Source organism: Actinomadura sp. 3N508 (genome assembly GCF_044326375.1).
Taxonomy (GTDB): domain Bacteria; phylum Actinomycetota; class Actinomycetes; order Streptosporangiales; family Streptosporangiaceae; genus Spirillospora.
This window is the reverse complement of the sequence record NZ_JBIRAX010000007.1, coordinates 12,963-37,620: the sequence shown is the minus strand read 5'-3', so window position 1 is coordinate 37,620 and position 24,658 is coordinate 12,963. Positions and strand designations below refer to the sequence as shown.

Annotated in this window: 20 protein-coding genes and 2 pseudogenes; 10 read left to right on the top strand and 12 right to left on the bottom strand. The window is 67.3% G+C overall.

Going from position 1 to position 24,658, the window contains the following annotated elements:
* Positions 1-75: 75 nt before the first annotated feature.
* Together ACH34S_RS24540 and ACH34S_RS24535 are read right to left on the bottom strand one after the other, a co-directional pair.
* Positions 76-501 (bottom strand): hypothetical protein, encoded by a 426-nt coding sequence (locus ACH34S_RS24540; RefSeq protein ID WP_395955127.1) that lies wholly within the window; start codon positions 499-501, stop codon positions 76-78.
* A gap of 181 nt (positions 502-682) precedes the next feature.
* Entirely contained in the window at positions 683-2,227 is a 1,545-nt protein-coding gene (locus ACH34S_RS24535) for an ABC transporter substrate-binding protein (protein ID WP_395955126.1), read from the bottom strand.
* Between the two features lie 291 nt (positions 2,228-2,518).
* Between ACH34S_RS24535 and ACH34S_RS24530 the strand changes: the two genes are divergently transcribed.
* The 3 genes and pseudogenes from ACH34S_RS24530 to ACH34S_RS24520 all read left to right on the top strand — a co-directional run bounded on the left by ACH34S_RS24530 (position 2,519) and on the right by ACH34S_RS24520 (position 4,759).
* Complete coding sequence (locus tag ACH34S_RS24530; protein ID WP_395955125.1) at positions 2,519-3,253, top strand: GntR family transcriptional regulator; 735 nt, start codon at positions 2,519-2,521, stop codon at positions 3,251-3,253.
* A gap of 412 nt (positions 3,254-3,665) precedes the next feature.
* Positions 3,666-3,818 (top strand): annotated as a pseudogene (locus tag ACH34S_RS24525) (DNA-binding response regulator); the annotation flags it as partial.
* Between the two features lie 215 nt (positions 3,819-4,033).
* Positions 4,034-4,759, top strand: a complete 726-nt coding sequence (locus ACH34S_RS24520; protein ID WP_395955124.1) for a uridine kinase — start codon at positions 4,034-4,036, stop codon at positions 4,757-4,759.
* 954 nt (positions 4,760-5,713) lie between these two features.
* On the opposite strand, the gene ACH34S_RS24515 is transcribed toward ACH34S_RS24520, so the two are convergent.
* Positions 5,714-6,367 (bottom strand): TetR/AcrR family transcriptional regulator, encoded by a 654-nt coding sequence (locus ACH34S_RS24515; RefSeq protein ID WP_395955123.1) that lies wholly within the window; start codon positions 6,365-6,367, stop codon positions 5,714-5,716.
* 674 nt (positions 6,368-7,041) lie between these two features.
* A complete protein-coding gene (locus ACH34S_RS24510; RefSeq protein ID WP_395955122.1) occupies positions 7,042-7,311 on the bottom strand; it encodes a hypothetical protein in 270 nt (89 codons plus the stop codon).
* A gap of 832 nt (positions 7,312-8,143) precedes the next feature.
* On the opposite strand from ACH34S_RS24510, the pseudogene ACH34S_RS24505 reads away from it, so the two are divergent.
* The 3 genes and pseudogenes from ACH34S_RS24505 to ACH34S_RS24495 all read left to right on the top strand — a co-directional run.
* Positions 8,144-8,263: pseudogene (locus tag ACH34S_RS24505) on the top strand (hypothetical protein); the annotation flags it as partial.
* Between the two features lie 178 nt (positions 8,264-8,441).
* Positions 8,442-9,197, top strand: a complete 756-nt coding sequence (locus tag ACH34S_RS24500; protein ID WP_395955121.1) for a phytanoyl-CoA dioxygenase family protein — start codon at positions 8,442-8,444, stop codon at positions 9,195-9,197.
* 797 nt (positions 9,198-9,994) lie between these two features.
* Positions 9,995-10,159: a hypothetical protein gene (locus ACH34S_RS24495; RefSeq protein ID WP_395955120.1), complete on the top strand. Its 165-nt coding sequence runs from the start codon at positions 9,995-9,997 to the stop codon at positions 10,157-10,159.
* Positions 10,160-10,268: 109 nt separating this feature from the next.
* On the opposite strand, the gene ACH34S_RS24490 is transcribed toward ACH34S_RS24495, so the two are convergent.
* Positions 10,269-11,030, bottom strand: a complete 762-nt coding sequence (locus tag ACH34S_RS24490) for a hypothetical protein (protein ID WP_395955119.1) — start codon at positions 11,028-11,030, stop codon at positions 10,269-10,271.
* A gap of 1,133 nt (positions 11,031-12,163) precedes the next feature.
* On the opposite strand from ACH34S_RS24490, the gene ACH34S_RS24485 reads away from it, so the two are divergent.
* From ACH34S_RS24485 to ACH34S_RS24470, 4 genes are all read left to right on the top strand, one after another.
* Positions 12,164-12,541: an STAS domain-containing protein gene (locus tag ACH34S_RS24485; protein ID WP_395955118.1), complete on the top strand. Its 378-nt coding sequence runs from the start codon at positions 12,164-12,166 to the stop codon at positions 12,539-12,541.
* Between the two features lie 360 nt (positions 12,542-12,901).
* Positions 12,902-13,297 carry an STAS domain-containing protein gene (locus ACH34S_RS24480; RefSeq protein WP_395955117.1) on the top strand — a complete coding sequence of 132 codons (396 nt, stop codon included), beginning with the start codon at positions 12,902-12,904 and terminating at the stop codon, positions 13,295-13,297.
* Positions 13,298-14,110: 813 nt separating this feature from the next.
* Positions 14,111-14,380, top strand: coding sequence for a MerR family transcriptional regulator (locus ACH34S_RS24475; protein WP_395955493.1), 270 nt, complete (start codon positions 14,111-14,113; stop codon positions 14,378-14,380).
* A gap of 43 nt (positions 14,381-14,423) precedes the next feature.
* Positions 14,424-15,554, top strand: a complete 1,131-nt coding sequence (locus ACH34S_RS24470; RefSeq protein ID WP_395955116.1) for an NADH-quinone oxidoreductase subunit A — start codon at positions 14,424-14,426, stop codon at positions 15,552-15,554.
* A 221-nt stretch (positions 15,555-15,775) separates the two neighbouring features.
* Here ACH34S_RS24470 and ACH34S_RS24465 read toward each other — a convergent pair whose 3' ends face one another.
* The 7 genes from ACH34S_RS24465 to ACH34S_RS24435 form a co-directional block, all read right to left on the bottom strand.
* Entirely contained in the window at positions 15,776-16,666 is an 891-nt protein-coding gene (locus ACH34S_RS24465) for a hypothetical protein (protein WP_395955115.1), read from the bottom strand.
* 227 nt (positions 16,667-16,893) lie between these two features.
* On the bottom strand, positions 16,894-17,706 hold the full coding sequence (locus ACH34S_RS24460) for an RNA ligase family protein (RefSeq protein WP_395955114.1): 813 nt from the start codon (positions 17,704-17,706) through the stop codon (positions 16,894-16,896).
* Positions 17,707-17,934: 228 nt separating this feature from the next.
* Complete coding sequence (locus ACH34S_RS24455; RefSeq protein ID WP_395955113.1) at positions 17,935-19,029, bottom strand: hypothetical protein; 1,095 nt, start codon at positions 19,027-19,029, stop codon at positions 17,935-17,937.
* A gap of 4 nt (positions 19,030-19,033) precedes the next feature.
* Positions 19,034-21,088 carry a methyltransferase, FxLD system gene (gene fxlM / locus ACH34S_RS24450; protein ID WP_395955112.1) on the bottom strand — a complete coding sequence of 685 codons (2,055 nt, stop codon included), beginning with the start codon at positions 21,086-21,088 and terminating at the stop codon, positions 19,034-19,036.
* 41 nt (positions 21,089-21,129) lie between these two features.
* Positions 21,130-22,200 (bottom strand): lanthionine synthetase C family protein, encoded by a 1,071-nt coding sequence (locus ACH34S_RS24445; protein ID WP_395955111.1) that lies wholly within the window; start codon positions 22,198-22,200, stop codon positions 21,130-21,132.
* A complete protein-coding gene (locus ACH34S_RS24440) occupies positions 22,197-24,233 on the bottom strand; it encodes a lantibiotic dehydratase family protein (protein WP_395955110.1) in 2,037 nt (678 codons plus the stop codon). The genes ACH34S_RS24445 and ACH34S_RS24440 overlap by 4 nt, the downstream gene beginning before the upstream one ends.
* 78 nt (positions 24,234-24,311) lie before the next feature.
* On the bottom strand, positions 24,312-24,497 hold the full coding sequence (locus ACH34S_RS24435) for an FxLD family lanthipeptide (protein WP_395955109.1): 186 nt from the start codon (positions 24,495-24,497) through the stop codon (positions 24,312-24,314).
* Positions 24,498-24,658: the final 161 nt, after the last annotated feature.

Here is a 24,658-nt window from a genome sequence, read left to right as displayed (position 1 = left end):
CTGTAAATGGGCGGCGGGTGAAGAACTGACCCGCTGCTCCTCGGCTCCCGTTGTGTCGTCGTCGATCATGCCCGGTCACCGCGTGAGGGTGTTGCCGTCGCCGGTGGCGATGATGCCGTGGTTGGTGTGCACTGCCGGAGACCGCTCCCCGGACGTCATCACCCGCACCCTCGTCTTGTGCGCTTCCTGGACCTGGCCCCACTGCCGGACCTGAGCAGCCAGCTCGGCATCGCCGGCCAAGGCCTTGCGGACGGCCTTGCGCAACGCGGCCTGATTGTCGCCGTCGTCGGGATCGTCGATCACATCGGCCAGCGCCTCGGGCACCTCCTCGTCCTCTCCGCGGACGCCGAAGATCCTCTGCGCCAGCCGCTGCCCGACCCTCACCGCGGCATCGGCCGCCTGGTCCTGCGTGCGCGCCAGCACCGCGCCCCCATAGGCGCCCGCCGCCAAGGTCACGTACTGCGTCACGTCCCCGGCCAGATGCACCAGATCCCCGAACATCCCCGCGCCTCCGCGAAACGATCACCAGTGACCGTCAGGCCACTGACCGTAACCTGGGAGATTAGGGGCACCACCCCACGTCCCCGACGCAAACACCTGCCACGACCGAAACCGGCCCCCCACGCGGAGATACCTCCGCGTGGGGGCCCGGTTTCGCGTGGGGGGCCGCCGTTCTACCTGCTCAATGGTCGATGGTGACCTTGGTGAAGTGGTACAGGTTCCCCGAGGGGAATTCCGGTTCGAGGCCGTGCACCTTCGAGGAGTACACGCTCACGACGGGGTTCGACGCGGCGAGGATGCTCGCGCCGCGCTCGTATTCGATCTTCTTCAGCTTCTTCTGGATCTCGCATTGCTCCTGCGCGTCGGCGGTGGCGTAGAGCTTGTTGGCCAGCGATTCGAACTCCGGGTCGTGCCAGTGCTGGTGGTTGAACGAGGCGTCCGTGCTGATCTGCTCGTCCACGGCCTCCATGTAGGGACGCGTGTCGTAACTGGTGTAGAACGTCCGCTCGCCCCACTTCTCCAGGTAGGCGCCGAGCTCCATCTTCTTCACGTTGATGGTCACGCCGATCTTCTTGGCGTCCCCGGCCAGGATCTGGACGAACTGGAGCATGCCGGGTTTGTTCGCGGGCGTCTCCAGGTCGACGGTGAGGTTCGGTTTCCCGGCGTCCGCGAGCAGCTTCTTGGCCTGGGGGAGGTTCTGTACTCGCTGGGGGACGTCAGGCAGGCAGGTGCCGAAGCCCGGGTGGTCGTTCGCCAGCACCCCGAGGCCGTCGAAGGCGTTGGACAGCGCGAGCTTGCGGTTTATGATCAGCTGCATCGCCTGGCGGACGCGCACGTCGTTGAAGGGCGGCTTGTCGACGCGCGTGTAGATGCCGACCTTCAGGACGTTGTCGCTCTTCATGACCTTCAGGCCCGGCGTCTTCTCGATCGTCGGCAGCGAGGTCTGCAGAACGTTGGAGCTCGCGTCGATCTGCCGGCCGATCAGCGCGTTGGTCGCCGACTCCACGCTCTTGAAGCTGATGACCTTGACCTTGTCGAGTTTGGGCTTCGGCCCCCAGTAGCCGTCGAACCTCTGGAGCTCCGTCTCCCGTCCGGGGGCGAACTTGGAGAGCTTGAACGGACCCGTCCCGATCGCCTGCTCGGGCTTGGATCCCTTTCTGTCGAAGATGATGGTGCGGTTGGTGACGGCGAACTCGAACGGCCCGTACGGCTTGGGCAGCGTGAACTTCACCGTCAGGTCATCGACCTTCTCGATGCCTTCCGGGTCCATGAAGTCGATGAAGTTGCGCTCGATGAGCGCGTTCTTCTTGTCGAGGAGCCGCTTGAAGACCGCGATGACGTCGTCCGCGCCGAACGGGGACCCGTCGTGGAACTTGACGTTCGGACGGAGCTTGACCTTCCACTCGGTGTTGTCCTTGTTGTGCGTGATGCCGGTGGCGAGCGCCCACCTGGAGGGCCCCTCCTTCGTCCGGTGGGCGAGCGGCTCGAACATCCCCGCGTTGCGCACGTAGAAGTCCTGCGACCGCACGTTGGTGTAGGCGCCGAGGGTGGAGATCGTGCTGGCGACCACGCCGACGCGCAGCATGCCGCCGGACGAGCCCCCGCCTGCGTCCGACGATCCTGACGAGCATCCGGCCGCGAGGCCGGCGGCCATGACGGCGGCCACCATTGCCGCGAATATCCGGGGACGTCTCCTGTGCTCCTTGCCGTCCGATCGACTCAACATCCTTCCTCCTTAGAAAGACGCTGGTGGGGGTGGGATCGGAGCTCTTGCCCGGAACGATGCCGGTGGCCGTTCGTGGGTGCGGCGCTCCGCGAACGTGCGCGGACAGAAGGTCGTCCCTGCCCGGCAGAGTCGGACTTTGTATGACGTACCAAAGCAGACGTACTATGCAGGGTCAATGACGAGGCCGGACAAGGACGGCTGAGAAGGTCACGTCGTCGACCATGAGCATTGATTGCGGCGCATTGCTAGCGTGTGGACGTGTCCGCTGGAGGTTGACCTTGGCATTGGCGTATGACTGACTTACGTCATACAAATCCAGGAGACGGCATGCCGGAGGTCACCGAGCGCGAGCTGATGGAGCTCACCGGTGTGAGCCGGACCTCGATCCGCGAGGCGGTCCTCCACCTCCAGACGCTGGGCCTCGTCGAGACGTCGGGCCGCGAGGGCGTGCGGGTCGCGGTGCTCGGCAGCGACGAGGTCCGGCAGCTGTACGAGGTGCGCGCGGCGCTGGAGTCCGAGGCCGCGGCGCTGTTCGTCAGGAGTGCCACGGACTTCGAGGTCCTGGAACTGGTCAAGCTCACCCGGCCGGGCAAATTCGACGACGACCAGCTCTCGTCGATCTACCACTTCGGCGACCTGTTGCTGGCTGGGGCGAGGAACGCGCTGCTGGAGTCCACCCTCGCGCCGCTGCACGCCCGCATCCACGCGCTGCGCCGGCTCTCGCTCAGCATTCCCGGCCCGAGAGAAGTCCGAGTAGGAGTATCGCGACCTCGCAGCGGCGATCACCGACCGAGACGCCGACCGCGCTGTCCAGCTCGCCAGACGGCACGTGGAAGCGGCAAAGGAGGCGGCGCTGGCAGCCGTCGCGAAGCTGGAAGAAGAAGGTCCCTTGGGCAGCGTCACGACCAGCTCACGCGGCGCCCGTACGGCGCTCCGCGCCGTCTCGGCGGCAGTGGCGTCGATGAGGGCGGCGCGAACGTCCAGCCGCAGCCCCGCTCGGTCTCGCCGACTACACGCGCAGGGTGATCAGCGCGCGGATATGGCGGGAGCTGCACGCCTCGATCCTGCTGGTGTACGTCCTCAGCGTCTGGCACACCCTGCTGTACGCCATGCACGTGTTGTACGACGGCCGGTTCCGCACGCCCGTGTGGCTGCTGCAGCTGCCCGTCGCAGCGGTTCCTGCTCCAGCCCGATCAGCGAACAGGGGCAGAACCGCGCCAACCGCTCCACGATGCTGTTAGGTGACAGCGTGCATGTGATCGGCACCCCGGGCAGGGTGGCGGTGGGCCCCGGGTGGTGACAGAGATGCCCGAAGCCTCCCGGTCACCACCCAGCCCCTCCTGCACACTGTTCAGCGCGCCCGACCTAGAGGCTGTCACTGTAGGTAACTGAATGGTGACATCTTGGGTTCAGGTGGGGGTGGGCGGCCGACGCCCTCGGCGTCGGCTACCTGCTCAAGGACCGCGTGCTCGACGTCGGCGACTTCGTGGAGGGAGTCGAACGGGTCGCCGCCGGGGGCTGCGTCATCGAGCCGGAGGTGGTTGGCCAGCTGATCACGCGACGCAACGACCCCCTCGGCCGCCTTACCCCCGCGAACGGGAGGATGGCCGGGCCAAGACCTTCACCGACCCCGCCTCTGCGGCACCATCGTCGACCGGCTCACCTTCAACGCCACCACAATCGAGACCGGCAGCGACTCCTACCGCATGGCCCAGACCCGAGCCCGCTTGATAGAGACAAACCAGCAAGGACGTCCAATGGAGCCGCCCAAGCGCGACTTCCCGTCGATCAAGTTAGCTTCGCGTCATGGGAGTTGAACGGGCGCCGGTCCATCGTTCGGTCTCGACCTGGCAGCAGCCTACGCCGCCTCGGGGCACGCCCCAGCGCAACACGGTGGTCGAGCGAATCAACGAACGCATCCTCCGCCTCGGTGCGGGCCGACTGAGGGTGGCGATCGATGGATTGACCGCCGCCGGCAAGACCAGCCTGGGCCACGAACTCGCAGAGCAGATCAGCGCCGCTGGGCGCCCGGTGCTCAGGGCGAGCCTGGACGACTTCAAACGGCCATGGCGAGAGGCCCACCTTTACGACCGCACCTCCGGCGAGGGCTACTACCGCAATGCCTTCGACTACACAGCCATCACGACGCTGCTGCTGGACCCCTGCGGACCGCACGGTTCGGGACAGTGCGCCCTGTGCTGCATCGACCCGCTCACCCAGCGGGACCACTCATCGAGCGTTGTGCAGGCAGCACCCGACGCCGTGCTCATCGTCGACGGGGTCTTCGCCTTCCGCCCGCAGATCAACCAGCACTGGGACCTACGGATCTGGCTCGAAGTGGACCCCGAGGTGTCGATTCAGCGGGGCATCACCCGAGACCACGCCATGGAGGGAACCGAAGCCGAAACTCTGCACCGCGACCGCTACCTACCCGCCGAGCGCCTCTACATAGCCGAAGTCGAGCCAACCCGACTGGCCGAGGTCATCATCGACAACACCGAGATCGACCACCCGAGAATCCTCCGAATATGACGCTGTCATCCCACTAGCCACGCCCAAGCAGCCATCACAAGATCAGCGGACAGAACCCGTTGGCTCGGCCCTGGCTCTGCACAGAAAGATCCCCCACTGGGGCCAACCCAGCTTCGAATCAGGGGCCCGTTCTCGTTCGTCGAATCACGTAGCGGTGCATCAGTCCGGGAGCATGTCAGGGGGAGCCGTTCTTCGGTGCGCAGCCGGAGAGCGCGTTCGAGAAGGCCGTCGAGAAGGCCATCGAGACCCGCGTCGAGGCCCCGGCCGGCGTCGGACAGGTGCATCTCGGTTCCGGCGACCGCGGTGACGTGCCGAGAGAGCTGGCGGGCCACGGAACGGCATCATTTTGTACCGGTTGGTGTACCGCGTTCGGATCGAACGCCTGGGGAGAGCGGGAATGAGACTCGCGGTCCTCTGCACCCTGGCCAGGGATGTGCGCAGTCTGTTTCAGGAGGACGGGCCCTCCGACCCGCACCGACGTCGGTGCGCTGCCAGCCCGACGGGTCCGGAGAGGCTCGCGGCCGAGGCATGGTTACGTCTCCCTGGTGCATGCCTCATCGCCGCGCGGAAGCCGCCCTGTGGCGGGGACAGGGCGGCCACAAGGCGCAACTATCGCCGCCCGTGGCGGAATGGGGCACCCTGCGTCGCGCACGGGCAGCATCACCCGCGCGCCTGGGGTTTCCCAGCCAACCCTCAGCGCCCAACTCGGTCGGATCGAAAGGGCGTACGGAGGGCCGCCCTTCATCCGCGCCCAGAACGGCCTCACCCCGACCCCGCTGGACGAGCATGCCCTGGCGCGGGCGTGGGCGACGCGCAGGTTCGCCACCGGTGCGGCCGCGCAGGCCTCGGCCGCGAAGTCGCAGCGCGAATGGACGCGGCGCTCGGCCCGTTGGTCAAGGTCCGCGCGTGGCTGGTATCGCTGAATGCTCGCCGTTGAGCCGCTCAGTCGAGGCACTATCGGGATTCGCCCGTTCTATTGAGCGCTTCCAGCACTTCATGCAGTTGGTTTCGGAATCGGTGGAGAGCCTGGGGGTTGTTGGGAAAGACTCGACGTCCGGCCTCGTCAACGAAGCCGTCGTGGGCAAACGCGCCGCTGCTCCAGATGACGAACCAGGACAGGAGCCGGAGATCCAGGTCGGCGGAGACGCCCTCCCAGCGAGTAGATGTCAAGAGCACTATCAACGGCGAAAGGTAGTCTTGCGGCGAAAGTTGGATGTCGGCGGCATCGCCAAGTCCTCGATGACGCCACAGAGCAGGATATTCAGGATGGTCGACAATGAAATCCACGAACGCGTCCACGGCAGCATGAATTCCCGCGATAGTCTTCGGGTTCGTCCTGATGGCGGTCTGTATCTGCTCCATCTCGATGTTGTAGAGCCTCGCGAACACCTGCCGATACAGTTGCTGCTTGACGCGTCCTTCGTGTGTGCGGAGGTCAACCCCTTCCCCCGCGACCTCGCTGACCATTCTTAGTGTCGTCGAGTCGTAACCGATTTCGGAGAAGAGCTTCTCTGCCGCATCTAGGATGCTCTCATCGAATTCAAACGCGTGAGCCATCAATTCCTCACCCAGCCGGTTTCCTCCGCTCCCGAACCTGCTGTGCCTCATCCACCAGTCTTCCTCGCCTCACCGACTTCAGAGCCAAGACTGGGCATCATTTCAGTCACGGATCGGACCCGGCGGCCTTAAGGTTTCGCCAATGCCTCTCACGATATCTGCTCCTTTGGAGCGCGCCACTGTTTCCGCCGATTCTCGATCACTTGAGTGTCCGGTCATGTTGCTAGACTCTATCCAATGAACCGACAAAAGTGCCGTCGGAATTAGGTAACGTACCGATATGTCGCCTTCGAGAACGCTGCTGCCGATGCGATCTGCTTAGCCGCATTTTGAGCGAAGTGTCACGCGAGGCGCCGTCTCCCCTCCGAGCGGTCAGTGTGTCCGGCCTTCACGGAGTGCGTCAAGGGCCCATGGCGTCGCTGCGTGATCGGCTGCGCCGACCCTGGCCCCGCTCCGCTTCGACCTGGTGTTTTCGGCTACGAGGAAGGCGGCGCGGGAGAGCGGGCGTCAGGCACCCGGGCTGATTGGGCTACGAGGGCTGAACAGCAAGGTCAGCGCAGTAGTGACCTGGGATCAGCCACGTTTCACGGTCACTCGCGGCACCTGCAACACCAGGTCAGAGACGTTGGACAGCGAGATCAGGTTAATTCCCATTCTGACAGCGCGCGACTGGCCGATGAGAGCGGAGACTCCCGCTGATTCGGATCGGGAGCCTCCGCCACCTATTACTCCTCTACCTCCTTCTCCTCTACCTCCTTGCACTTAGAGCAGTGTTTTGTGCACCCGGACGATCGCTCGCCCACTCCGAACCAGAAGCCCGCCACCAGTATCTCTATGGTGATGGCCGCGCCGAACGCTCCCGCGCCATAAAGGAATGCCGCTGGCAAAGAATTTCCGTCGAGGGCGGCCAGGACTCCACCAATAAGGCCGATGACGATCGCCGCCATGCACGCGAACAGAATGATCAGGAGTTTGTGAATTGCCTCATTACTCATGAGGACGACTTCCCGGTAGCGGAGAAGCCGCCCGCAGCGAGCGGACCTGCTCGATTACCGCTTCATAGCTACCTCAGAAGCAGTAGATTTCACGGGTCGGCTCCTCCTGGTGAAATTGGGACAGGTCTTCGTATCTCTTCCGAGTCGAATACCTTGAACCTTGACGCGCGAGATGGAAGCACGTCGCGCGCAGAGCCCGGGCGAGCGCGCGCGATGCAGACGCGATGGCCAGCAGGATGCAGCTGGCGGCGCGTAGTCGCGAGATATGTGGCGGCATCGTGGGCTGCAAGGTTTCGCTGCCAAACCTCAACAGATTCACGACGTACCTCGCCAGCCAGCGCGCCGGCGACCTGTGCTCCCATGGTGAGCAAGCGCTGCAGCAGTGCGCGAACGGCCAAACGAGGCTGTAGCCACGCAATCAGCTTCCCACGGGACCGTCGATGCCTGCAAATTGCGCACTACGGATGATAATCTGACAAACTCTAACTCTGGTTCCAAATTCGGTCAGACTGACTGGAGCTGCGGGATCTTCTAAGCGGCTTGGCTGGTGAGGAGGTCCCCGCTTGCCCTCATCAGCTGAGAGCCCGTCACTTGATCTACTTCAGGGGGAAGTGGCCGCTTTGGGGCGGACATCTTGCTCTTAATGGCCGGTGCCTGGCTTCCACGAGCACGTTCGGGCATTACGGCGCTAATGCAATCAGCGGCCGGCCCTTGACCCGCTGTGCTCTGGCTTCAGGTTCGCGGCTGCGAGGACGGCATCCACGAGAATGGGCACGAGCGGAAGGTGCTCGTGCGGTCTCCTGCGCTCTCGGGTTGCTAACACGGATGCTTCGCCGCCGCCGACCTCCTACGCCGGTTCTTCCCAGATCTGCGGGTCCGGGTGGTGAACGTCGTCGACCTGATGCGCCTGCAGCCCGTCGAAGAGCATCCGCACGGGCTCTCCGGATTAGAAGGGCGCAACCGGGAGGGATGCTCGCGACGCCGCTCTGCGGGCCTTCAAGGAGTCCTGAGCGCTGGTGTGTCGATGACCGAGCCGACGACGCGGAAAATCCGATCGCCGTGTGGGGCGGTCATGTGTCCATAATGCTGCGGGCTCGGCTGATGCCGCTGGTTTGACCCGGGAGGCGGACATGGATGGCACGGATCTGCGGGAGCGCTTCGCCCAGGACGGGTTCGTACGGCTCGCGGGCGGCTTTCCGGCCGGGACGGCGGAGTCGATGGCCGGCGCGGTCTGGGCCGAGTTGGAGCGCCGGCACGGCATCGAGCGGGAGCGGCGGTCCACGTGGACCGTGGCCGATCCCCGCGGCCTGGGCGCGTTGCGCAAGCGGGGCGTCTTCGACGCCATGGCCACTGCCGAGGTGACGGCCGCGATCGGGCAGTTGCTGGGATATCCCTCGTGGCCCCGGCCGGGCGCCTGGGGCGTGCCGCTGGTGACCTTCCCGACACCGGGGTCCTGGGACGTGCCGTCCAGCGGCTGGCACCTCGATTACCCGGCGCGGTCAGCCCTGACGCTGAAGTGGCTGGGCTACCTCGCGCCGGTGGGCGAGCGCGGCGGCGGCACGGTCGTGCTGGCCGGCTCGCACTGGCTGGTCGAGCGGTTCCTGGACGATGCCGACCCGGCTGATCCAGGCCGCTCGCCCGCGGTACGTGACGCGGTCTTCGGATCCGATCCCTGGCTGCGGGACCTCCTGCGCCCAGGAGGGTCCGGCGGGCGCGTCGAGCGGTTGACGCGGGGGACGACGATCGCCGGTGTCCCGGTCCGCGTAGTGGAGCTGACCGGGCGGCCCGGCGACGTGGTCTTCTTGCACCCGCACCTGTTCCACGCCCCGGCCGCCAACCGTTCGGCGGCCCCCCGCCTCATGATCACCGGCGGCCTCGACGGCTAACGCCCTCCCGCCACCGCGCGTGGGCGAGGCTCGTGTCAAGGGCGCAAGTGACCTGGCTTGGCCGGTGGGCGGCCCAGCACCTTCGATTCACGCGGTTACAAGGACCGCAACGTGGTCGAGCGCCGCATCAGCAAACTCAAGCAGTTTTGAGCGGTCGCCACCCGCCATGACAAGAGAGCCTTCGTCTACGAAGGCCCCCGGGACGTCGCCTCCCTCAAGAGCTGGCTCCGCGACCTCACCAAGGCTCCACCGGCCACGACCTAGTACCCGTTTCTGCGGCGCGGCGCCCGAGCCCGGGGAGCCTTTTGAACGCCTCCTTGAGGGTTTGTGGCGCAGTGGGCAATGACGTGCAGATGCGCGTCTGGCGCGACGACCTCGTCTTTGAGTGGCTCTGGCGGCCAGGTGCCGCGGAGTGCCATCGGGAATCGAAGACGTACACCCGATAGAACTGATGTGATGGACCTGTCCCGGCATGCCAAGATGGGCAGGTCACCAGCACCAACGGCGGCACGGCGCCTGGTGATCGCGCTGACCGCCCTCCACGCGCTCCCCGGGCACGATATCGTCGTCCCGCGCACCTCGACCTGTCCCGCCGCGTCCTCGAAATGCGCCGCGGCACACGTCGCCACACCTCTACCTGGAGAACCTCACCCACGAACTCGTCGCTGACTGGATGACCTACCGCCACCCACCAATGGCCCACCTCCACCAACCCCCAACGGCTGATCAGCCCGAAGCCCGCGCACGATCCCGATCACCCACTCGTCAGCAACGGTCTCCTAGGCCAAGCCCTCCCCATGGGCCTCACTCTGAGCGAGCTGCGCCAGGACCGCATCCTCAACGAGGCCGCCGAGACCGCAGACCCGCTGCACCTGATGTGCCTGTTCGGCATCACCCGCCTGACCGCGATGCGCTACGTCACCGCCGCGCCCCCAGAACGAACCGCGAAACTCCCCCGATAGCCAGGACGCCTTGGGCCCAATGATGTTCTCAGCGCCGGATGCCGACCGGACAAGGCCAGCGTCAAGAAAGCCCTTGAGCGCGGCAACTTCGTCAGTGCCGTGCGCGGAGTCAATGTCGGCCGAGCGCCCGGTCCCCAGTCTCGCGTAGCGAACTATCAGACCGCTGCGGCAAGGGTCTCAACCTCGACGCTTCCGCACTGACCGCAGTGCTAACCAGGCCGGCTTGAGCGCGAAGCCGCATCAAATCGAGCTTTCCCAGCGCGCCAACCTGCGCTTGCGAATTGCGCCAGACGGTGCCGGTGCCGCGAACGTCGTTGTAGCCGTATCTGACCTGGATCACAGTGACAACGGCGACGGAGCCGCGCGCCGATCGGATACACACCCTCTGTCCCCGCCCTCCGTAGACCGTCAGCCTCGGTGTCCCATTGGCTTGCGCGACCTGATCACAACGCGCCGCCGTTGGTGTCCCGGACTCCGAATACAAGGCGATCCGCGCGCCTCCCACACCATCCAGCGTCGGCGGCGACTGAAGATAATTGAAGTAGACATCACCACCAGGCTGGCTGTCAGTGGGGACGCCGGAATCCAAGTCCTTGGGGGTCTCACCGAAGACTAACTCTCCATTATAAGAGAGGCGGAAGCTGCCCGTAAGCGTCTTACCGCCATTCTTATTGCTATCCTCTTCATTGCCGCCCGTGAAAACCCAACCAAGCAGTCCGCTAGCTGCCGCAAGAACACACGTCACCACCAAAGCACCGACCACCTGGTGATTCGTGAGATCCCAGACCATCCGCGAAAGGGTTCGCTCTGATCCGGGCTCAGAAGAGGGTTGCTCATTCGCGGGTCCCTGGCGTTCAGCGGTGTCGGTCACGGCTCTAGGCATACCAGCACGCCCCAATGAAAGGGGGATTACTGCGGCAACTGGCATACCTCAAGGCACGTGCTCGACAACCCATAACGACCCAGTCAGGCCCCAGGCCAGACCATGACAGCACCGGGAAGCGATCTATCCCGTTCCTGGAAACGATCTCCTCAACCGTTCAAGCGCCCAGGTCAGCCCCCTCGTGACACCCCGGTTCATCTTGGTGCCGCCGCTGCGCGAGCTGCTGGAGGCGGCGGTCCGGACGGGGCGGCGGCTCGGGGTGCCGTGGATGGCGCTGGCGCCAGTCTGGGCTGGCCGGCATCTACGATCCGGCCGGGGTGGGCGCGACGCCAAGACGGCGGATGGCGGCGCCTCGAGGACGCCTACCTCGCGCTCACCGCCCGATAAACCTTCCGGGTCGGCGAAACCAGCTCGCCAGGCCACCGCAGGTACTCGGCCATCCGGGTGCGGGATGTCCGGGGCGGGTTCGTGCGGCACTTCCCCGGCGGCGGGGGCGGTCATGCCGCACCTCCTTCGGTCACCGCGAGGTCCGGCGCGGGCGGTGTCGGCTGGGACCTGGCCCTGCACGGCCTGGCCCGCTACTTGGCCACCGGCACCTTGCTGGACCCCGCCCAGGAAGCCACATGGCCCGCCTCCGACGAGGGCAAACAGTTCATTGCGCTGAGCAGCGACGCCTGGCGGGCGGCAACCGTCGCGGCTCGGGACGGACCCAACAGCCGCCAGGGGCGCCGCCGACCGCACCACCACCTTCTACACCAGCGGCCAGATGACGACCGGATCGCTCGAACCCGCCCCACTCCAAGCCGCCCGACCGCCAACCCTCTCCCAGCGCCGCCGAAGCCGACGACCTCGGTCCCTGGTGACGTCGCTGAACGGCACCTGAGTCAGGTCGAGGACCAGGTTCGGGTGGCCGTCCTGGGCGACGGTGGTGGCGTGCGCGACCAGGGTTTGGCTGGTGCGTACCCCGCACATCCTGCGCCGATCCCCATCCGATCGTCCGCACCCCGGTCAGTAACCCCAATCGGCGAACCCCGCGGAATGACCAACGTGCTGTCGGGTAACCCACGCCCCATCGGCGACTCAAGCCACCGGAAGGAAACCGGCGGCGGGGGAGTAGCACCATGGCGGAATCCGGGCAATCACACCCTGATCCTCAACTACGACTTCGAGCCTGCACCCGTCGGCACGGCCCCACGATGATCATAGAAGTCGACGGCGAGATCGACCACGCCACCGCCGACCTGCTCCGCGAGCACGTCATCACCGCCGCCTTGGCGATCAGTCCACCCCATGTGGTGCTGGATTTCGATCAAGTCACCTTCTGTGATTCCTCCGGCCTGGGCGCTCTTATCGCGATCTGGAAAGCGGTCCGAGCACACCACGGCGACCTGGTCGTGGCCCGCCCACCAGGCGTCTGCCGCCGCATCCTGGAACGCACCGGACTAGACCGTCACATCACCATCCATCCCACCCTGGAAGGCGCCCTCCGCCACGCCTGACCGCCCCGATCACTCGACGTCCCGCATGGCGCTCGCCACGGTCGAGGTTCGGGAACCTGCTCCAACCAAGGGATAGGCCCCAGAGGGCGGGCTTCTCAATATTGGCTTGTCTACCCGCGTGAACGTTCCGGATGACCTCTGGTGTTAGCTGCCTTGCCCGCAGGCCGTGACGTGTGACCTTCGCACGTCGCTGTAACAATGCGTGGTGATCTTGCCGCCGCTCCGGACGCTGGCTGCCGTTGCCGCATCAGGCGTCTACCGGCCTGGTCTGGAGCCGGGATCGGACTATCCTCGCTGGCCAGCGCGTTTCCAGTTCATCCGGCCGGTGAGCGGCCGGGTGTCCGGACGGAGGTGACCGGAGTGACCGATGACGCCGGAAGGCGACCGCCGACCGCCCCCGTCGAGCCGCCGAGGGTGCATACCGAGCCCCATCCGGACGGGCGCGTGCTCATGGTGCGCGTCGGCGGCGAGATCGACTACGCGACCGGCGGTCTGCTGCGCGAGCGGGTGATCTCGGCGGCGGGGCAGGCCAGCCCGCCCCGGCTGGTGCTGGACTTGGACGGGGTGACCTTCTGCGACGCCTCCGGGCTGGGCGCCCTGGTGGCGATCCGGAACGCGGTCCGCGCCCGCCACGGCGACCTGGCCATCGCCCGGCCATCGGCAATGTGCCGCCGGGTTCTGCAGTGCACCGGCCTGGACCAGCACATCCACACCACCGCCACGGTCGACTGCGCCATCACCCACCTCACCCCCTGAACAAACCCACCACGCGAGCAACGACGCGGCGCCGTGCATGTCGACGCTCGGCACTAGAAACCGCCTCACTCGGCCCTCGAAAACCTGTAGTGATCGCGGTAGATATTTGCGGCGATGGGAGGTAGTGTTCCTGTCATCGACGAGGAACAAGTCCATGAGACGTGGCAGATGACGAACTGCCCGGTGAAGTGGATGGCGCAGGCAGGGCGTGCCGGGGTCAACGCAGCGCAAGGGACTCCGGCAGCCGGTCGCGCGCCCGGCGGTCAACGGGCCGCCGGTAGCACGAAGGCAAGTGAAGGAAAGCACGCAGGTAGGAGAACACGGAAGGAGGGTTTCGGCGCCATCGGGATCGCCCGCAGCGGGCTCCAGTCACGCCGCGCGGGTACCGCAGCCACAGATTCGACCGTGGCCCGCGGTCACGCATCCGCGATCCCCGCGCCCCGCCCCGGGCGGTCGGCGCGCACGGCAACCGGCCTTCGTGCCGGACAGATGGTGTTGTACCTCACGGCCCCGGCGCCCGCGGTTTGGCGCCGGGGCCCCGTCACGTTCCCACCTCGAACGTCAGGCCCCGAACACCAGGCCCGGAAACGGGCATAGCGCAGTACGGAAGGTGCTGTGAACCCAACCCGGCCGGCCCAGACCGACAGCCACACCGAAAACCAGGACCCGCAGCCCACGCCAACCGGCGCAGTGCCAAGCACCACCAGCGGTGCCGGGGCCACGCCCGACAACGCCCGCGGCGCCGCCCCGGACGACGAGTTTGACCACGATCTGGAAGACAAGCTGGACGACGAGGACTACCCCGCCTACAGCATGGGCCGCGCCGCCGACATCCTCGGCGTCACCCCCGCGTTCCTGCGCAGCCTGGACACCGCCAGACTGTTCGTCCCGCAACGCTCGTCCGGCGGCCACCGCCGCTACTCCCGCTACCAGCTGCGCCTGGCCCAACGCGCCCGCGACCTGGTCAACCAGGGCACCGCCCTGGACGCCGCCTGCCGCATCCTCATCCTGGAAGACCAACTCGCCGAGGCGCAACGCATCAACGCCCAACTCCAGCAGCGCCGCGACCCACCACCTGCCTGACACGCCCCCAAACAGCGGCAGAGTATTCGGCCGTCGTCGTCACGTGGACGCGCTGTCGTTTGTCTACGCACCGCCGGGCGCCCCGGGTACCGGGCCGTTCTTGTCGGGAGCACGTCCGCAGGAGCACGCGGTGTCGTGCTTTCACGTGCGCTGGTACGTCGTGACGACGGTCTTCCTGGCCTTCGACATGGAGATGGTCTTCAGGTATCCGTGGGCGGTGGTGGTTGCCTCGGTCGGGACGAAGGCCGTCGTCGAGATGTTCGCGTTCCTCGCGCTGCTCGTCGTCGGGGTCGTCTACGCATGGCGTGAGGGGGCCTTCCGATGGGCCCGCCTCTTCCGCTTCGCTCACGCGCATCCCCGCGCCTTCGTGGTCACGGCCCCCGGTGCGACGCGGACCAGGCTGTTCGTCGAGGTCGAGCTGCGGCGGCGCGGTGGGTGTCCGGTCCCGTCGCCCGCGGCGGCGTCGATGCTCGTGGTGTGCGGGCGTCCCGGCGCGGATCTGACGGCGGCGGTGGACGCGGTCTGGGAGGACGTGCCGGGGCCGCGTTCGCTCGTCCGGCTGGACGAGTCGGCGTCGGCCGAGGAGGTCCCGGCGGAGCTCGACCGCGCGACCCAGGAGCTGGCTGATGTCCCCGCGCAATGGGCGGACGCCGTCGCCCGCAAAGATCGCGGACCGTGGTCGCCCGCTGATGAGTCCGGTGGGATGGGTGAGCACGACGATCACATGTCTAGCCATGAGCACCACCATGCGGCTCTGTCCGAGTACGACCACGGCGACGGGCCCGACGAGATGCACCACGGAGACGGCCACGCAGGCCATGAGGCCGGACATGGTCAGGCCGACGACTCTGATCACGATGGGCATGAGGAAGGCCCGTCCGCCGAAGAGGGTGATCACGCGCTGGAGCCTCTTCCATGGTTTGGCTTTGAGCTCCTGCAAGGCGCTGTCGCTGGAAATGGCGAGCAAGCCCGTCACGATCACCAGCGCGGTGAGGCCGACCCAGTTTCCCAGGCCGAAACTACTGCCCTTGGGCGTGCCATAGGCGTAGAAGAAGTAGGTGCCGTAGTAGTTGAAGAGCTCGCTCGCGTTTCCGTGGACCTTGAGCCCGATGGCCACGTGGACGATGCTGAGAATGGCCGTCCATGTCCCCGTGTCCCGTGCCAGCGAGGTTGAGACGGGATTCCGCCTGACGCAGTGGAACAGCAGGGCCGCGGCGACCAGCAGGACGCCTGGCCACGTCAGTGCATGAGCAGGGGGTCGGGACTCGTCGAAGGAGCCGGCCAACCCGCCGTCGATAAGGTGCGAGTGCTGGCCCGGATGGTCGAGGACGCCGAGCTCCCGCAGTGGCCAGGGTCCAGGGCGTCATCTAGGGGTGATCGCGTTCGCTCAACCGGTCAGTCCGGCAAAGGAAGCATGGGGGTGCTGGGCGAAGTCGTCCGGGTGGTCCCCAACGCGTCCACGAGCAGATCCAGGAGGCGTCCCGGGGGTGCGTATCCGTCGGCCTGGGCGATGAGATAGTCGCGGGCACGGTGCTTGCGGGCCTGGGCGGTACGAGCGGTCCGGTAGGCGGGGTCGGCGGTGATGCGCTGTACCAAGTCGGGGAGGCGTTGCTCAGCGTCGGCGTAGTGACGCTGTTCCTCGACCATCGCCTGCTTGATTGCGCGGTCGGTTGCTCGCCACTGCACGCCCCGCGAATGTTCACCATTGAGTGTGCCGTCTTGCTCGGCTGTGGCGTAGTGGAGCTGGGCCGCGCGACGGCGGCCTTGTTCGCTGTTGGCGGCGCGGAACTCTGGGAGCGCTACCAGTTCTGCGGTCAGGCGGTCGACCAGGGCCTTCTCCTCGGCCTCCGATAGTTCCTGCCCGGGCTCCTCGTCGGAGGGAGTGAACGCGGCCAGTTCCTCTTCGAAGGCGTCGAACCATGGGGCTTGGACGCGCCAGCGGTGAACAACGCCCTGAAGGACGAACGCGGCTTCCAGGCGGATCGGTCGTCCCGTGTACTGGGCGGCCTTGGCGAGCAGCGCCGACGCTTGGCGGCGGGTGTCGTCGTCGGCCTCCATATCGGCGGCCACCGCGTCGAGTTCGGAGAACTCCTCGGGGTCGAAGGGTTCAGACTCTAGGTAGACGAGGTGTTGGTCGGCGGCCACGACCAGGTCCAGGAACGCGTCCACGGGCAGGTCCTCGGGCTCCAGGTGGACGGTGGGGCCGCTGGTGGTAGGTGTGGCCGGGATCAGCCTCAGGCCACGCTCGATGGCCAATTTCGCGATCCGTTCGGCCAGCACTGCCAACTCGGCTGCTGCTGCTGAGGGTGTCATCTGCTGCCTACCTTCTTCGGTGAGGACGTGGATGACTACGGACGGTAGTGGCCCAGTCTGACAAACAAGCATGGCTCAGCGTGTTGGAACCATGTCGGCTGACGTGTACAAGGGCGTGTTCCGTGGGTCTTATCTGCACCGAGGATCGCGGTAGTAGGACAACAGATCTGCGGGACGTGTCCAAGCTCGGTGGTCCGGGCTCACCGCCGCTGCTGGCGGCGTTTCAAGGTGCGTTCGTAGTCCTGGAAGCGGGCCTTGGCGATCCGTGAGCGGTCGAAGTCGCGCAGCACCAAGCCCTCCGGACGGCGGCCCGCCGTCTCATCCAGACCCGCCTGGGACTCGGGAAGGCGCTCGGCCAGGAAGGCCGCCATGCCCTCCACGTCCTTCGGCGTCTCCTCACCGCTGACCACGCTCAGGTACGGCACCCGGGGGACGTTCAAGCGCTCCGCGACCGACTGCAGGGTACCGACGTCGAGGAACTCCTGCCCGCCGTCGTCACGCCACGAGGAGATGCGGTGGCGCTCCCAGTCCAGGATTTCCATCTCCGCCGAGTTGAGGTCGAACAGCCGGTAACCCACCGCACCCTTCGTGCTGTACTGCTTGGCCTGCGCGCCGATCCTGCCGCCATAGACCTCCAAGTACAGCGTGACGATCGGCCGCTGGAAGTCGGAGTGGTGGCCGTCCACCAGGCGCTCCGCCAGCGGCTTCAGCGCCTGCACAATGCCCAGCGCAGGGTTACCGACACGGTCACCCCGGGCGTACAGCAGCTCCTCGCGGGAGCCGATGAAGTAGTCGGCCGAGCCGGGAAGCAGGACGATCCTGCCGTTCGTACCATCGATCTTCTCCGTCAGGTACGTCGGACCGTCCCAGCCATCGAACGTCGTCAGCTCCTCGGTCAGCGCCCCACGCTCCCCGAGGGCGTGGTAGGTGAGGATCGAGGGGTACTTCGTCACCGAGTTCAGCGCGTCGAACTTGCCCATGTCGAACATCCGGCCATTTTCGAGCACGCCCATGCGAAAACCGAGCCATTTTTGGAGCACAGGTTTTGGAAGTACAGGGTGGCTACTGGTGTGCCGTCCCAACCGAGGTGGCTATGCGCTCCCTTGGAGGGTTGCAGCCCCAGCCTGGCCCAAGGGCTATCCGTGATCATGTTGGTCGCGGAGCCAGATGCGGATCGAGGCGATGTCAATGGTGCCCTGGTAGATGCGCTGTATCGTGCACGCTCGGCTGGCCAGAGAGGGCTATAGGAGGTGGCGCAGGGCGCATGCGGCCTTTTCGACGGCCTCGGTGAGGGCGTGCGTATGGTCCTGTGAGAGGTTCCCGGCGCCGAGCCCTGATGCAGTCAGGACTGCCTGAAGCCTATTTCGGTGATCGCTGCTCAGGTTAGCGCTTGTGAGGGGATGGTTCAGGACGTCGCGGGCGGCGTAGGCGTCCAGTGCGGCCACGTCGGCGAGGGCCTTCGGCAGGATGCGGTGAGCGTTGGTGTGGTCGCGGGCTAGTTCGAGCGCGGTTAGTCCGACTCGTGCTTGGAATACGGCTGTGCTGGGGTCGCGCGGTGCGGTCAGGTTGAGCGTCTCCCGCATTGCGAGATCCAGCTCGGTCTCGGGCGCTGACGTGTGAGGGGCGCTGCAGGAGACCCGTAGGAGGGCCGCGATGGTGTTCTCCCAGGGTTCTGCAGGGGTGGCGGAGTCGATTGTGTCGCGGGCTTGCTGGTCGAGGCCGCGTTCCATTAGTGCCATGATCTGGATTTGGCGGCCGTCGAGGAGGCGTTGGCCGATGCCGCGGTGTGCGGCTAGGGCTTCGGCGGCTTCGGTCCAGCGGCCGATGCGTGCCAGCGCCCTGGCGCCGTCGACGAGAAGGGTGATCCACAGTTCCTCGCAGACTCTTCGATGGTCGGCTTCTGTGCTGGTCAATGAGGCGAGGTCGATGGTGTTGCCGTGGATCTCGGCTGTGTTGCGTTTCTGGGCGGCGCGGTACAGCCGGGTGAGCACGTCGTAGGCGGCTTCACCGTCGCCTTGGCGAGTCAAGAGCCGGGAGATGTTAATCAGGGGCATGAGTGCCATCACGGCGATGTCCCCGGTGAGGTGTCCAGCGTCGGCGAAGACCTCGTGCTGTTTTCGGCACAGGCCGGTGGCCAGGTCGGGCATGCCGATGTCGGAGGCGATCAGGGCAGCGTAGTTGAGGACCGCGCTAGCGCGGGCCACTAGGTCGTGGTGGTCCGCGCTGGCGGGCGCGACCGTGAGCCCGTTCAGGTGGGCGATGCGCTCGTCCAGCGGTAAGGCCGGTGCCTTGGGGCGGCGGACCAGCGGGATGCGGCTGGCTATCGCGGGAACCATCGGTTCAGCTCCTGCGGGGCCAGTCGAGGACGAGACGGCTGTGGGGCTTGTCGATGATGAAGCGCGGTTCGGTGGCCGTGAGCTGGTCGCGGGCGTTGCCGACGGCCATGTGGAAGGTGGGTGCGGGGGCGGAGTTGCCCCAGCCTTGGTCCCATTCGCGGATTTCGGTGGTGACCTGGTCGGCGAGGTCGGTGGCTCGGGAGCCGTGGCCGATGGCGCCGATCTCCCAGAATCGTCCGTGGTCGTCTGCGCCTTCGCGGACGGTCAGGTAGGCCAGGGTGTCGCCGTCGAGTGCGGCCATGGAGCCCCAGCCGAAGTGCGGGGTGAAGCCGGGGCGGGAGCCGGGCATGCGGGATAGGCCGTTGGGGAGTACCGACGCCAGGTACAGGTAGAGCCATTGCCAGGGGTCGCCCTGGCGGAACTTCACGCCGGAGTAGACCTTGGTCTGCTCGTGGTCGAGGGCGGTGCGGAGCGCTTCGCGGTCGATGTTCTGTTCGCTGAAGGTCTCTAGGCGGACGTTGCCTTCCCCGGCCATGGGGACGGGGGTGTAGATGTCGTCGCAGACGCCCTTGCGCAGCGGGACGAAGGTGGCCATCTCGCAGGAGACGGTCGCCCAGGTGTTGTCGCGGGTGCGTTCGAAGGCGAAGGACCGCGAGATGCTGCCGCGGATGCGCATCGGGAGGATCAAGCGTCCGGTGGGGGTGAGCTGGTCGAGGATCTTCACGGGCACGTCGCCGGCGCCGACGGTGAACTGGATGCGGTCGAAGGGGGCGTGCTCGGGAAGTCCGGCGGCGCCGTCGGCCAGCACGACGGTGACGTTGGATGCCCCGGCCTGGGTGAGGTTGCTTCGGGCGCGGTCGATGAGGTCGTGGTCGACGTCCACGGTCCACACGTGGCCGCCGGGCGCGACGAGCCGGCCGAGGAGGGCCGCGTTGTAGCCGGTGGCCGCGCCCGCTTCGAGGACCTTGTGGCCGGGGCGGGTGTCCAGTTGCTCCAGTTGGGTGGCCACGATCGAGGGCGCGGAGATGCAGGAGATCATCTCGCCGGCCTCGTCGTGCTTGATGGGGATGGCGTCTTCGGCGTACGCGGTCGGTGCGTTGATGCCGGGCAGGAAGCGGTGGCGCTCGGTGTCCCCGAAGGCGGCGATAACCTCGGGGGTGCGTAGGTGACCGCTGTGGATGAGGCGGTTCACGAGGGCTTCGCGCAGGTCAGCAGGGTCGGCGGGGGTCAGGGTCTTCTCCATTCGGGTGAGGCTAGGGGCCGTGGAGGTGTCCTGCTGGGCGGACACGGCGGGGTGCTCTGCTTCGGCGAAGGCGATGTGGTGTCCGAGCCAGGCGGTGGCGGCCTGCTGGTGTGCGGGTACTGCGGCGCGGTTGAAGGCGAAGATCGCGTGATGGGCCAGGATCGCGCGCAGGCCTCGGGTCAGGCGCCCGGTGGCGTCCTGCTGCCTCAGCTGGTGACCGGCGTTCTCGAACGCGGCGACGCGTTCGGCCCAGCCGGGCTCGGCGTTTGGTCGCTGGGCGGCGTCGGCGGTTGTCAGTCGGCGTATGGCTGCGATGGCCCGGTCGCGGCCGGGGCCGGTGGGCGGGGTGACGGGCGGGCGCAGGGCGCCGATCTTCGCCCACACGTCTCCGGTCTCGAACGGGTCCAGCCCGGCCGCCCGGATCATGGCCGACAGCAGCAGGACGCAGCGTTCTCTGGCGTGGGGGCTGCCGGTCTCGGCCAGCGCGGCGGGGCTGTCGGCGCAGAACACTTCATGTGCGATGTCCATGCCTTCGGGTCCGCCGAAGGCTTCGGTCTCCGGCTCATAGACGCTGCCGGTCCAGCCGCTGGCCCGCTGGTCGGCGACCAGACTGTCGAGCAGGTCGGCTACGGGCCGCTGGGTGCGCAGCCGCAGCTCGCCGCCTTTGCGCAGGAAGTGGAACCGCTGGTCCTTCAGGCCGCGCGAGAGCTGCTGGGCGGCTTGTGGGCTGATCCCGGTGCCGCCGGGGAAGGTCATGGTGGCGTGCCACCAGCCGGTCTCGGCCGCTTTCGGAAGGACCTCGTCGTCGATGTTCATGGTCGTGCTCGCTCCTTGTCCGCGAGGGCTGGCCGGGTGGGTCAGGTGATCAGCAGGGCGCGGGTCCAGTTGGTGGTGTTGGTGCCGTCCAGGGCCAGCTGGGCACCAGTGCGGCCTTCCATGAATCCGGGGGTGGGCAGCCGTTCCAGGTCGGTGGTCAGGCGCCTGGTCAGGTCGTCGATCAGCGAGGTGAACCGGCTTGCGGCGCTGGTGTCGGCGGCGACGGCGCGGGTGACGGTCAGAAGACCGGCCCAGCCGTGGCAGAGCGAGGCGTCGGTGATCCGGTCGAGGAGGCCGGGGTCGGACAGCGTGCGCGCGATCGTGTTCTCGGCCGCGCGTTGACGCGCGGCATCGCCCAGGGCGATGGCGGCGAGCTGCTGGGCGCGGGCGACGCCGATCTGGCCGTAGCACCAGGACGGGCGTGCGGGCACGGACGCGGGCGGGTCGAGGGCCGACACCTGGTCGCGGGTGATCCAGTAGCAGCCGCCGTAGGTGTCCAACCAGCGCGCGTACGTGGCGATGGCGTCTAGCTGGCCCGGCACCGTGATGTCGTGCTGGGCGGCGAGAGCCAGCATCGCGAGGGGGCCGGCGATGCCGTGGGCGACGCCGTTGTTGCCGTGTCCGCCGTCCATCTCTTCTTCGGCGGGTCCGGTGGTGGACCACCATCCCGGCAGGTCCCGGCCGTCGGCGTGGACCGGGCGTGACAGGGAGACCAGATAGGCCAGCACCTCCTTCAGCAAGGGTGAAGCGGTACCGCGTGCCAGGAGAAGAGCGCCGAGCCCGGTCAGGCCCTGGATGAGGTCGAACTCCGCCAGACGCGGCAGGACGCCTTGTTCCTGCCGCCGGTGCGCGGCGGTGAGCCGTGCGGCCACGACCCGGTCGGCAGCCTCGCGCACTTCGCGGCTGGTGTGTCCGGCGCGGCTCAGCACGAACTCCAGCGCCGGGGCGCCGTGGAACAACGAGGCGTTGCTGCCGGTGCTGACGCCGCCCTGGACCGCGCGGGTCAGGTGGCTTCGCGCGGCGGCCAGGTCGCCGTGCTCGATGGGCAGTAGCGCCATCCCCAGGTCGGCTTGGGCCAGGTCCTGCGTCCTGGGCAGGGGTGGCGCCGTCATGAGCGTGCCTTGAGGGGGACGACGAGGCTGTGGGCTCGCCCGCCGAGCCAGCCGTCGGCATCCGGTGGCGGCGCGTCGTGCAGCACCGCGACGCTCTTCGGGCTGGCATCGAGATAGGCCCGCAGCAGGTCCAGGTGCACGTCGTGGCGCAGATCGAGGGGGAGTTGCTGGTCGTCCTCGGTTAGGAGAACCCGCTCGGGCACACCGGACCGTGCCCTCCACGTGTGCAGTTGCTCGGCCCATTCATCCAGCGTCGCGGTGCGATGGGGCAGGTACCGGGCCGGGAGTTTCCATCGCGCGGGCACCAAGATCGAACGCCGGTAGTGCAGGGCGGGGGTGAACGGCAAGGTCCAGGCCACGCCCCAGTCGAACCAGGTCACTTGCGCTGTTGAGGCTCGGCTGATCTCGGCCAGGAACCGCGCCAGGGGTGGGGTGTGGTTGTTCCACAGGAAGTTGATCGCGGTTGGGGCGAGCAGTTCCAGGCGCGTGCCAGTGGCGGCCTCGGCGAGGTAGAGGCGCCCGTCGCGGATGCCGACGGTCAGATCGCGTGGGAACAGCACCTCGTGGCCACGCTGCCGGAACTCGCCGACGCTGACCAGCCGGGGCAGTGCCTGCGGGGCACGGGTGAGCAGGTCGGCCGGGACGCGGGCGGCATGGAAGGACAGCTGGGCAAGCTCCGCGTCGGGCTCGACGGTGGGGAGATCGGCATAGGAGGCGGCGGCGTCGGGGAACAGGTGCCAGAATCGGCCGGTCATCGAGCCGGCCGCGCGGGAGACGGTGGAGATCCGAAGACGGAAGTCCCCGCGGTCGATCGCCCGGGTCGAGCGGGCTTCGACCCCGACGCATACTTCGATGTGGGGCGGGACGAGCGCGGGTTTGCCTGCCGCGGTCTCCAGCTGCTCGATCATCGCCTCCGACAAGACCACCGATCTGTTGCCTTCGAGGGCCGCGGTACCGGCCAGTTCCAGCAGGAGCCGGTCCCGGTGGGTCATCGCGCGCGGCGGCTCGGACACGTGGCCGAAACCGTCCGGGAAGCCCAGGCCCCGCTCGGTGTCGATCAGCAGCTCCAACGGCATCTCGGCGCCTTCGCCGTAGCGATCGGTGAACTGCTCGGCGTAGCGGCGCCAGGCCGGGATCCCCGCCCGATGGGCGGCGAGCCGGGTCAGGGCCGTCGCGGCCGTATCCGCTTCCGTCAGGATCGACGTGGGCAACCGTACCGTGGCGTCCAGCCGCAGATCTGACGCCGCCTGGCGGCTGCGGAGCTGCCCGCGCAGCGCGGGCGGCAGCACTCCGGTGGGGTCGACGACGGTGGCGGGCGCGCGAAGTGAGGATCGCAGTAGCCGCACCCGCAACAGCTCCGCGAGCAGCCGTGCCCGGAGGTTTTCGGTCGTGTTCGGGAACTCGGCGGCGAGTTTGTCCACTAGGGCCGCGTATCGGATCGGGGCGCGGGCCGCGTCGAGCACTAGCGCGACTGCGGGTGTCAGCGCGACCGAGAACTCCGCCGCGCCCTCGGCTGGGATGTCGACGCGTCCGCTTTGCTGACTCGCGAGGTTGTTGACGCACACGTCCACGTCGGCCATCTGCTCCTTGTCGGTCTCCCAGGCACTGATCGCCTCGTCGAGCGCCACCGGGTCCGGCCGGGTGACGACCCGGTGTCTGTCTCCGAACCGCGCCTCGACCAGGTCGCCGAACTCGACTAGTGCGACGCCCGCGAACAGCCCGAACGGGGTGGAGCGACGCGAGTACCTGATCGCGTAACGGGCGGTGGCCAGGGCCGCCCGCCGCACCCGGTGTGCTTTCCGCGGCCGCCCATCCAGGATCGCTTGCACCTGGCGGTCCAGATCCGTGCTGGCGCTGGCGACCGCTTCGCGAAAGGCATCATCGGCCCACACCGCGGCCAGCCACGAACGCCACTGCTCGCTCGCAGCGGCATGCCCAGGCCAGGGCGGAAGGTCCGGGCCAGTGAGGTTCACCGCAGCTCGCAGCATCCCGTGGCCGATGCCCTGGTAGAGGCTGTGTCGTGGTCTGGTCATCACCCGCACTCCGTTTCTTGGCGGGCACGCGGCGGGCCGGACGGAACCGTCCGGCCCGCCCTGCCGGACTGACGGGGGCTACGAGGTGGTGCAGGCGCTCGGGCAGGAGCTGCCGCAGTTGTCGCCGGTGCTGCACATCAGCACCGCCTCGGTCGCCGGGGTGTTCTCGATGAAGGTGATGTCGAGGTGGAACGGGTCGTCGCTGTCGGCGACGTTGGTCGGCTGCGTGGGAGTAACCGGCTGTTCGGAGTGAACGGCGGTCATCCATACCTCCTTTGGTAATGACGGGCGGTGCGGGGTTCCGGGACCCGCTCGGGTCCTGGCGCTGTGGTGCTAGGTGACTGTGTCGGCTCGCATCGGCCCGGCAACCTGGGCGGATACCGGAAGGTCGTGGCGTGGTCATAGGGACGTCTCGCCTGAGGGTG